At 65.0% G+C, this 10,327-nt stretch carries 9 protein-coding genes; 7 read left to right on the top strand and 2 right to left on the bottom strand.

What is annotated here, in order from left to right; all coding sequences use genetic code 11:
• The coding region (locus VN706_06235) for a DUF1343 domain-containing protein (GenBank protein HXT15208.1) at window positions 1-1,226 on the bottom strand (1,226 nt) is incomplete at its 3' end.
• Between VN706_06235 and VN706_06230 the strand changes: the two genes are divergently transcribed.
• The 7 genes from VN706_06230 (at window position 1,225) to VN706_06200 (ending at window position 9,461) form a co-directional block, all read left to right on the top strand.
• Window positions 1,225-1,449: a hypothetical protein gene (locus VN706_06230; GenBank protein HXT15207.1), complete on the top strand. Its 225-nt coding sequence runs from the start codon at window positions 1,225-1,227 to the stop codon at window positions 1,447-1,449. The two genes, VN706_06235 and VN706_06230, sit on opposite strands and share 2 nt — an antisense overlap.
• On the top strand, window positions 1,434-2,594 hold the full coding sequence (locus VN706_06225; GenBank protein HXT15206.1) for a serine hydrolase domain-containing protein: 1,161 nt from the start codon (window positions 1,434-1,436) through the stop codon (window positions 2,592-2,594). Before VN706_06230 ends, VN706_06225 begins: the two co-directional genes overlap by 16 nt.
• A 7-nt stretch (window positions 2,595-2,601) precedes the next feature.
• The gene (locus VN706_06220; GenBank protein HXT15205.1) at window positions 2,602-4,434 is read left to right on the top strand and encodes a sodium:solute symporter family protein; all 1,833 of its coding nucleotides are present in this window, start codon (window positions 2,602-2,604) and stop codon (window positions 4,432-4,434) included.
• 177 nt (window positions 4,435-4,611) lie between these two features.
• Entirely contained in the window at window positions 4,612-4,968 is a 357-nt protein-coding gene (locus VN706_06215; protein ID HXT15204.1) for an iron-sulfur cluster assembly accessory protein, read from the top strand.
• Window positions 4,969-5,034: 66 nt separating this feature from the next.
• Window positions 5,035-6,975 carry a glucosamine-6-phosphate deaminase gene (gene nagB / locus VN706_06210; protein HXT15203.1) on the top strand — a complete coding sequence of 647 codons (1,941 nt, stop codon included), beginning with the start codon at window positions 5,035-5,037 and terminating at the stop codon, window positions 6,973-6,975.
• A gap of 24 nt (window positions 6,976-6,999) precedes the next feature.
• Window positions 7,000-8,532: a sodium:solute symporter gene (locus tag VN706_06205; GenBank protein HXT15202.1), complete on the top strand. Its 1,533-nt coding sequence runs from the start codon at window positions 7,000-7,002 to the stop codon at window positions 8,530-8,532.
• Entirely contained in the window at window positions 8,529-9,461 is a 933-nt protein-coding gene (locus VN706_06200; protein ID HXT15201.1) for a BadF/BadG/BcrA/BcrD ATPase family protein, read from the top strand. The genes VN706_06205 and VN706_06200 overlap by 4 nt, the downstream gene beginning before the upstream one ends.
• A gap of 12 nt (window positions 9,462-9,473) precedes the next feature.
• Here the strand turns inward: VN706_06200 and VN706_06195 are convergent, their stop codons facing one another.
• Window positions 9,474-10,289 (bottom strand): carboxypeptidase regulatory-like domain-containing protein, encoded by an 816-nt coding sequence (locus VN706_06195; protein ID HXT15200.1) that lies wholly within the window; start codon window positions 10,287-10,289, stop codon window positions 9,474-9,476.
• Between the last annotated feature and the right edge of the window lie 38 nt (window positions 10,290-10,327).

Below are 10,327 nucleotides of genomic sequence, written 5' to 3'. Positions count from 1 at the left end.
AGGAATGCTTGGACCCGCGCGCGCTGGGGAATCATCGCGACGTTGGGGTCGGTGCCCGCCATGATCGCCTGGCGCGCGAACGAGCTGCCGAAGCGTTCATCGAAGGTGCGCGTGCTGATCTTTAGTGAATCGTGATGCACCTGTTGCAGCACGAAGAGAATCGCCGCGGCGATCGGCCCACTCTCCACCGCGTTGCGATCCGTGACGTCGATGCGAATGCCTGGGATGCGCATGCCGCCGTACTTGTCGTCGCCGGGATTCACCGGCATGAATGAATCGACGACGAAGCGCACGCCGTGGAGTCCACGGCCGTTCAGACGAGCGGCGACCGGGCCGGCGAGCAACCATGGCGCACCGAACCGCTGAAACGCGTCTGCCGTGCCCCGCCCGACCGACACATTCGAACCCTCGAAGGCCACGAGCGAGGGATAGATCAGTGCACTCGTGAGCGTCGGCAAGTTCGGCGACGGCCGCACCCAAGGCAGTCCCGTCTCGTCGAACCACATGTCGCGCCGCCAGCCGCTCATCGGCACCACGTGCAGCGGCGCATTGATGTGGAGCGTCGTGTTGTAGAACAACGCGAGCTCGCCCATCGTCATTCCATGACGCAACGGGAACGGATATAATGCGTACGCCTTCCCTGGTTTGCCGGGTGCGGGGTCGTCAGGATTGGCCAACGCGGTATCGAGCATCGGCGGCGAGACGTGCTCGCCGGTGATCGGGTTCGGTCGATCGAGGACGATGACCGGCAGGTGATGCCGCGCGGCGGCGCGCAGAGTGTAGATCAATTCTCCCACGTAGGTCCACGTTCGCGTTCCGATGTCCTGGAGATCAAACACGATGGCGTCGATGTCGGTGACCAGGCTGTCCGGCGGTCCGATCGTTCCGTTCGTGTAGAGCGAATGCACCGGCAATCCGCTGCGCTCATCGATGCCGCTCGCGACCTGCTCGCGATCTTCCGTGCCCCGAATGCCGTGCTCCGGCGAAAACAGTTTGATCAAGCGCACGTTCGCCGATGTGGCGCGCGCGTCCCGCAGGAGATCGATGTCCGACACGCCGTGCGCGTCGACGCCTGTCTGATTCGTCACGAGTCCGAGGCGCTTGCCGCGCACGAGACCCAGGCTGTCGTCGAGCAGCACCGAGATGCCGGGGCGCACCGCGGCACCAACCCGGGCGGATTGCGCGGGCGAAGTTTGCGCGTTTGTCGACGGGCGGGCACAGCTCATGACGAGCATGGCCGCAAGTATTCCCTTCACAGTCGTCCAACCAGTGTGCAACCGATGCATCTCGCTCGAACCTCTGTGGTGTTCGTTCTGGGCGTCGCGGGTGCCGCCTGCCGGCATGCGGGCGCGCGCGCTGTTCAACCGGTTCAACCGGTTCAACCGGTTCAACCGGTTCAACCGCTTCAACCGGTTCAACCGCTTCAACATGGCGTGGCAGCGGGCGTGATTACAGATGCCGCCGCCGCGGCGATCAACGATTCCGTGCGCAAGGTGCTCGACCGCGCCGTCGCCGACAGCGCGTTTCCCGGCGCCGTCGCCGTCGTCGGCACGCACGGGCGCGTCATCGCGGAATACGGCGCGGGTCACCTCGATTGGGCGCCGAGTCCGAGGCCCGATGACCGCACGCTGTGGGATCTCGCGTCGCTCAGTAAAGTGGTCGGGCTGACGAGCGGGATGATGCAGCTCGTCGGCCAAGGCAAAATCGATCTGAATGCTCCGGTTCAACGGTATTTGCCCGACTGGACCGGACCGCACAAGTCGCTCGTCACCATTCGGCATCTGCTGACGCACACGTCGGGCCTGCCGCCGGACCAGCCGCCTGGCTCCAAGCCGTATGACGAGATCACGCACAATCCCGATAGCGTCGCCATGCTCCTGTTCAACACGCCGCTCGATACGCTGCCCGGCGTGCGCATGGTGTACAGCGACGTCGGCGCGTACATCGCGGGCCGCGTGCTCGAGAAGGTGAGTGGACAGAAGCTCGACGTCTATCTGCACGATCACGTGTTCGTGCCCGCGGGCATGCGTGAGACGATGTACAACCCGCCGCCGTCGTACCTCGCCGTGACCGCGCCGACCGAGTTCGATCCACGCCGCGGAGGGCTCGTGCGCGGCAAGGTGCATGACGAGCGCGCGTATTATCTGGGCGGCGTGTCGGCGCACGCCGGCATCTTCAGCACCGCGCACGACCTCACGCGGTTCGCACAGATGTACCTGAACGACGGCGTGATCGACGGCGTCCGCGTGCTGCCGTCGGCGCAGATTCACCAGTTCACGCAATACGTGGATTCAGCATTCTCTGATCGCGGGATCGGCTGGCAGAAGCCCGATTTCGCGGGAATGAAGTACACCTCGCCGTCCGCGGCGTGGGCGGGGCATCTCATGTCGTCGCGAGCGTTCGGCCACACGGGGTTCACCGGCACGTCGATCGGCATCGACCCGGCGAATGACATTTTCATCATTTTGCTGACCAACCGCGTCGATCCGACGCGCAACAACAACAAGATCACTCCCGTGCGCCGGCAGCTGGCCGACGCCGTGATGGCCGTGGTCCTCCGCGCAGGCTCGACGTCTCGATCACCTTCTCTCTGACGGGATCATGCATCTCACCGCGGTCGACTGGCTGATCGTCGTCGCCTACTTCGCGATATCGGCGGGCATCGGCCTGCTGTACACGAAGCGTGGCGGCGAAAGCCTCGAGGAGTACTTCATCTCGGGCCGGCAGGTGGCCTGGTGGCTCGCCGGCGCATCGATGGTCGCGACCACGTTCGCCGCCGACACGCCGCTCGTCGTCACGGGCATCGTCGCCAACAACGGCGTCGCCGGCAACTGGCTGTGGTGGAACATGCTGATGAGCGGCATGCTCACCGTGTTCTTCTTCGCGCGATTGTGGCGGCGCGCGAACGTGATGACGGACGTGGAGTTCGCGGAGGTGCGCTACAGCGGCAATCGCGCGGCGCTGCTTCGCGGCTTTCGCGCCCTGTATCTCGCGCTCCCGATCAACCTGATCATTCTCGGATGGGTCACCCGGGCGATGATCAAGATCCTCACGATCTCGCTCGGGCTTCGCGATGTGCATGTCGCCGGCATCACCATTTCAGGCGACGTGCTCGCGGTTGGCATCTGCTTCCTCGTAACGATGATGTATTCCGTGGCCGCCGGCATGTGGGCGGTGCTGTGGACCGATCTCATTCAGTTCGTCATCAAGATGACGGCGGTGATCATTCTCGCGGTGTACGCCGTGAACGCCGTCGGCGGCATGACGAAGCTCAAGGCGGGTGTCGCGCAGCACTTTGGCGGCGAGACGGCGGCGCTCTCGGTGCTGCCCGTGCATTACACGTCGCACGGGATCGAGGCCTATCCGTGGATGCCGCTCATGGCGCTCGGCGTCTTTCTGGCGGTGCAGTGGTGGGCCGCGTGGTATCCGGGCGCGGAGCCGGGCGGCGGCGGATACGTGGCGCAGCGCATTTTCTCGGCGAAGACCGAACGCGACGGCGTGCTGGCGACGTTGTTCTTCAACGTCGCGCACTACGCGATCCGGCCGTGGCCGTGGATCATCACGGGCCTGGCGACGGTGATCCTGTATCCGAACGGCGTGGGCCCGATGCACGACAAGGAGGGCGCGTACGTCCAGGCGTTCGTCGACCTGCTGCCGACGCCGTGGCGCGGCGTGATGATGGCCGGCTTCGCGGCCGCATACATGTCGACGGTGGGCACGCAGCTCAACTGGGGCGCCTCGTATCTCGTCAACGATTTCTATAAGCGTTTCATCAACAAGACGTCTAGTGAGAAGCACTATGTCGCCGTGTCGCGCTGGACGACGATCGGCTTGTTCCTGGCGTCGGCGCTCGTGGCGTGGCAGCTCGGCTCCATCGAAGGCGCGTGGAAGCTGCTCTTGGCGCTCGGCTCGGGCACAGGCTTGGTGCTGATCCTTCGCTGGTATTGGTGGCGCGTGAACGCGTGGTCGGAGATCACGGCAATGATCGTGTCGGCGATCGTGTCGCTCTCGGTGCAGCCGATTCTCGAATCCCGCTACCCCGCGGGCGACCAGCGGGTCATCGCGCTGACGATGCTGATCACGATTGTCGTGACGACGATCGCGTGGATCGCCGTGACGTACATGACCGCGCCCGAGCCCGACGCGACGCTCGATGCGTTCTACATGCGAGTCCGGCCCGGCGGGCCGGGATGGGCGCGCGTCTCGCGCCGATTGGGGTTGGGCCGAGAGCGCACGCCGGGCGGCGCGTTGGCGTGGACGAACTGGATCGCGGGCATCGCCGCGGTGTATTCGACGCTGTTTGGAATCGGAAAGATCATCTTTGGCGAGCTGGGCACCGGATTGATTCTCCTGGTGATCGCGGTCGTCGCGTTCGCCTGGATTGCGCGGTCGTTCAGGAATGAGGCGCCGCCCCCCCCCAGTGGCGCGCGCTGAAAGTGTCCCGATGGCAGCAGATTGAGGCGCGGCGCGCGCGGTTCGGCCCGAGCCTACGGCTCGGATCGTGAGGCCGCGGCTGCTTCGACCTCGCCATTTGATTGAACTTCCCTAAGTCATTATTATTCATGCAGCAGCGGCCCCTTCACCCGGCCGCACACTTTGGAGGCGGACCACATGGGTACGATGAATCAGCCCGAAGTCCTGGTGACGGTTACGGCCGCCGCCGCGACCGAGGTCAAGAAGTTCATGGATCAGGAAAGCGTCGATCCGGCCAAGGGCGGTCTCCGCGTGAGCGTCCAACCGGGCGGTTGCAGCGGGTTCAAGTACGGCCTGCTCATCGAAGACGAGCCCGCTGAAGACGATCTCGTCATCGGCCAGGGTGAGTGGAACGTGTTCGTCGACCCGTTCTCGGCACAGTACCTGAACGGTGTCACCATCGATTATGTCTCATCGATGCAAGGCTCCGGCTTCACGTTCAAGAACCCGAACTCAACGGGCGGCTGCGGGTGCGGCAGCTCGTTCTCCGCGTAAGCACGCGCCGCAGGCGCTGCGCGCGCAGTACGCGTCACCGCTCAACACCCGCACGTCAGGAACAACATGGAACGGTCGGTCGCTGGCTCGCGCCGGGACACGGTCGTGACGACGAAGGGGGCCCGTGATTCCGTCGAGGATCGCGGGCCCTCTCACGTTTCTCACGGCACGTATTCGGGCGAGCGCATTCGGACGGTAGTCGTCGAAGATCACGAGGACATCGCGCGCCTCGTCGCCAATCGCATCGCCACGCTCATCCAGGAGCGCAACGCCGCCGGCGAGCAGACGGTGCTCGGGCTGGCCACCGGCTCGACGCCGATCGGCGTCTATCGCGAGCTCATTCGCATGCACCGCGACGACGAGTTGAGCTTCGCGAACGTCGTGACGTTCAATCTCGACGAATACTACCCCATGCCGAAGGAGAGCATTCACTCCTACCATCGGTTCATGTGGGAGAATCTCTTCTCGCAGATCGACATCAAGCCCGAGAACGTGCACATCCCGCCGGGCGACTTGCCGCGCACCGAGATCGACGACGCGGCCGATCGGTACGAGGGCGCCATTCAGCGCGCGGGCGGGATCGACTTTCAAATCCTCGGCATCGGCAAGACGGGACACATCGGCTTCAACGAGCCCGGCTCTGGCTCCGACAGCCGCACGCGCCTGGTCACGCTCGACGCCGTGACGCGCAAGGACGCCGCCGCCGATTTCTTCGGCGAAGAGTACGTGCCCCGTGAGGCGGTAACGATGGGCGTCGCAACGATCCTCGAGGCGCGCGAGATCGCGATCATCGCGACCGGCGAACATAAAGCGGGCATCGTGCAGCGCGCCGTCGAAGGGGACATCGACGTCGAAGTCGCCGCGACGTTCCTTCAGCGCCATCCGAACACCACGTTTTATCTCGATCGCTCCGCCGCCGTGGAGCTCACGCGCATCAAGACGCCGTGGCTCATCGACGAAGTCGAATGGAATTCCGAGCTGATCGTGCGCGCGGTGATCTGGCTCTCGCAGCAAACGGGCAAGGCCATCCTCAAGCTCACGCAGCGCGACTACGCCGACGCGCGGATGTCGTCGCTCGTCGCCAAGTTCGGCTCGCCGGGCGAAGTGAACGGCAAGGTCTTCAACATTCTGGGCGCAAAAATTCGCGGAAAGTCGAAGCTGCCGATGGGCCGCAAGATCATTTGCTTTTCGCCGCACCCCGACGACGACGTGATCTCGATGGGCGGCATACTGCGCAAGGTTGTCGAAAACGACAACGACATCGTCGTCGCGTACATGACGAGCGGCAACATCGCCGTGTTCGATCACGACGTGCGGCGCCACCTCGATTTTCTGGAGCGCCTCGCGGCCGAGGACATCGTCGATCGCGCGAAGGTGGAACCGCTCGCGGCGAAGGTGCATGAACGACTCGATCGCAAGTCGCCCGGCGAGGTCGACATCTCCGAGGTGCAGGACATCAAGCGCATCATCCGCGAAGCGGAAGCGGTGAGCGGCATCGAGACCGTCGGGTTGCCGCGCAGCGCCGCGCGGTTCCTCGATCTGCCGTTTTATCAAACTGGCAAGGTGCGCAAGGATCCGATCACGCAGAAAGACGTGGACATCGTCCGGTCGCTGCTCGAGGAAGTGAAGCCGGACCTGATCTTCGTCGCGGGCGACCTCTCCGATCCGCACGGCACGCACCGCATGTGCAAGGAAGCGATCGATCGCGCGCTGATGGAACTGAAGGGCCAGCCGCGTCCGGAAGTGTGGCTCTACAGAGGCGCCTGGCAGGAATGGCCGATTCACGAAGCAACCTGGCTCGTGCCGCTCTCGCAGGAAGAGCTGCGCCTCAAGATTCAAGCGATCTTTAAACATCAATCGCAAAAGGACTCCGCGCCCTTCCCCGGCGGCTACGACGAGCGCGAGTTCTGGCAGCGTGTCGAAGCGCGCAACAAGGGCACGGCGGCGGAGCTCGACCGGCTGGGGCTCGCCGAGTATTTCGCGATGGAAGCGTATGTGGTGGAGTAACCCGTTGGCACACGGGACCGCGTAGTGCGCGGCCTCGACGCGCTCGACTTCGTCGTCATCGTCGCATACCTCCTCGGCATCACACTGCTCGGCATGTGGGTTGGACGCCGGCAGCGCGACGCAAAGGACTACTTCGTCGCCGACCGCGAGATTCCGTGGTGGGCGGTCATGTTCTCGATCGTCGCCAGCGAAACGAGCGCGCTGACGTTCATCAGCATTCCGGGACTCGCCTACAAAACGAATCTCGGATTCCTCGACATCGCCACCGGATATTTGCTCGGGCGTATCGTGCTCGCGTTCACGCTGCTGCCGCGCTACTACGAGGGCAATCTCGTCACGGCGTACGCGCTGCTCGAAAAGCGCTTCGGCATCGGCGCGCGGCGCTTCACCTCGGTCGTGTTCATGGCGACGCGCGGCATGGCCGATTCGGTGCGCGTGTTCGCCACGGCGGTGCCGATCGCGATCATCATCGGTCCGCTGCTGCCGCAACGGTTCGTCATGCCGGTCGCCGTGCTCGTTCTCGGTACGCTCACCGTCATCTACACCATTCGCGGCGGCATGCGCGCGGTCGTGTGGACGGAGATCGTCCAGGCGTCGGTGTATCTCCTGGGCGGCCTGTCGGCCGCGATTCTCGTCGGACATCTCGTGCCCGGCGGCTGGAGTCACATCTTTGATCTCGCCGGCGCTGCCGGCAAACTCACTGTGGTTTCGTGGGGACCGTTCGTCTCCAACCCGAACTCGATGGGCGCGGGATTGATCGGCGGCGCGTTTCTCTCGATGGCGTCGCACGGCGCGGATCAGTTGATCGTGCAGCGACTGCTGTCGGCGCGCTCGCTCAACGAATCGCGCGCGGCGGTGATCGGCAGCGGCGTCGCGGTCATCATCCAGTTCACGCTCTTCCTGTTGCTCGGGATCGGGCTCTGGGTGTTCTACGCCAATCGCGCGTTCCCGACGCCCGACGCGATCTTCCCGACGTTCATCGTCGATCAGATGCCGCACGGGCTGGTCGGCCTGTTGCTCGCCGCCATTCTCGCCGCGACGATGAGCACGCACTCGGGCGCGATCAATTCACTCGCCGCCGCGTCGACGCACGACATCTACCTGCCGATCACCAAGCGCGACCCGGATGATCCGCAGACGCTGCGCGTTGGTCGCATCTTCGCGTTGGTGTGGGGCATCATTCTCACCGGCGGCGCTCTGCTCTTTCCGCAGAATCAGCAGACGCCGGTCGTCGTCATCGCGCTGTCGATCGCCTCGTTCACGTACGGCGGCCTGCTGGGCGGCTTCTTCCTCGCTATCTTCTGGCCGCGGGCACGGCAGCGCGACGCGATCCTCGGCATGTCCGTCGGCATCGCGGTGATGAGCGTGATCGTGTTCGCGAAGCAAATCGGTTCGGCCGTGCCGGGATTGAGCGGCACGCTCGCGCCGTTGACACAGATCGCCTATCCGTGGTACGTGCTCATTGGAACGACGATCACGTTCGCCGTCGGAGCCCTCTCCTCGTTCACCCACGCCGCCGCGCCCAATCGCGTTGAGGCGGTCGCAGACGCAATATGACATTCATCGTAATTGGAATCGACGGCGGCGGCTCGAAGACGCACGCGATCGTCGCCGACGACCAGGGCAAGACCATCGCCGAGACGGTTGGACCGGGCAGCGCGGTGCGTCCAGGACAGGCGGAGCGGTCGGCGAACGTGATCGCGGAGGTCGTGCGCGACGCGCTCGCGTCGTGCGAGATGACTCACGTCACGCCACGCGTGCTGTCGATCGGCGTCGCCGGCGCCGGACGCGAGGCCGAGCGCCAGGAGTTGTGGCAGGCGCTGGTGAGCCGCGATCTCGCGTCCGAGCTCGTGATCCATTCGGATTTCAGCATCGCGCTCGACGACGCATTTGGCGACGGCCCGGGCGTGTTGTTGATCAGCGGCACTGGTTCGGTTGCATTCGGCCGGAGTCCCGCGGGCGCGACAGCGCGCTGCGGCGGGTGGGGCCCGGTGTGCGGTGACGAAGGCAGCGGTGCTTGGATCGGACGCAAGGCGCTGTCGGTGGTGACGAGCGCCGCCGACGGCCGCGAACCTGAAACGGCACTCACGGGCGCCATTCTCACCGCCGCGCAAGTGAACGAGACGTCCGATTTGGTCGGATGGGCCGGGAACGCGCCACCGTCGCAGCTCGCGACGCTCGCGCCGGTCGTGCTCAGCGTTGCGGATGCGGGTGATCTTCGCGCGAACGCGCTCGTCACGCTCGCCGTCGAGGAGCTGGTGCTGCACGTGCGCTCGCTGGCGCGCCAGTTGTTCGGCGACGAACGCGCGGCGTTGCCCGTCGCGTTTTCGGGCGGCATGCTGTCGCGAGGCACGACGCTGAGGAAGCGGCTCGAGCATCGCTTGAAGTCGGCGGTGCCGGGCGCGCAGGTACGCAGCGAGCCGGTGGTCGCCGCGCGTGGGGCGGTGCGTGCGGCGCTGCGGATTGTCGGCGAAGCGATGGTCTGAGCCGACGCTCGCTTATTTTGTCCAGACGAGGACCACAGCGCAACCGCCGTTGAGGCCTTCATATTCTGGTGGCGCTCGCGTGCCGCGGGTGTAAACCTCGATTCCGGCGAGCGACAGCGGATCAACGAGTCCATCGAAGTCCGGCGGTTCGGGAAGCGCACGTCCGCTTTTTTCGTGCGAGACAATCGATGCGATGCTCGTCGCGTCGTCGTGCAGCGTGTTCAAGCGCGTTCCGTTGAGATAGACGGCGGCCTGGCACCCGTCGAAGCCATACACCGCATAGTGCGGAAATGGCTCCCTCGGCCCGCCGCGAACGTAGTGGACCTTCAGCGTGGGGATCACCTCGAGCATCTGCGATGCGCGCGACGCGTGTCGCTGCTCGATGTCCTCGGGCGTGATGAAATAGCCGACGAGCGGGCCGCGCTCACGCTGATGCAGGCGGTCGTAAAAGCCATGCGCCCTCAGTGACGCGAGCGCCGGTTGGGCCGATATCTCGGTGGCCTCCAACATCTGGATGACTGGCTCCATCGGAATCCGCACGGTCGTATCAGGCAGAGCGGCGAAATCGACGAACGCCGGCCGAAACCCGATGCGCCGGACATCGACGGTGAAGTGCCCGGTGCGCGGCGCGTCCAAACGAAACGTGCCCGAGTCGCTCGTAATCGCGCGCGTTGCACCATTCAGCGTGACGTTCGCGTACGGAATCGGATGGCCAAGCGAGTCACTGACGATGCCGGCGAGATACTTCTTGTTCGGGCTTTGAGCCGGGACCGCCGTCGTCAGTGCGGCGATCGCAACCGCCAGTCGAGCAACCGTGCGACCAAGCATGGTGTCTCCTCCGCGGGATGGGACGGAGCCAGGACGTG

The organism is Gemmatimonadaceae bacterium, assembly GCA_035606695.1.
In the GTDB taxonomy this organism is placed as follows: domain Bacteria; phylum Gemmatimonadota; class Gemmatimonadetes; order Gemmatimonadales; family Gemmatimonadaceae; genus JAQBQB01.
Note: the sequence above shows the minus strand (reverse complement) of the source record. Positions and strands in the feature narration are given on the sequence as shown.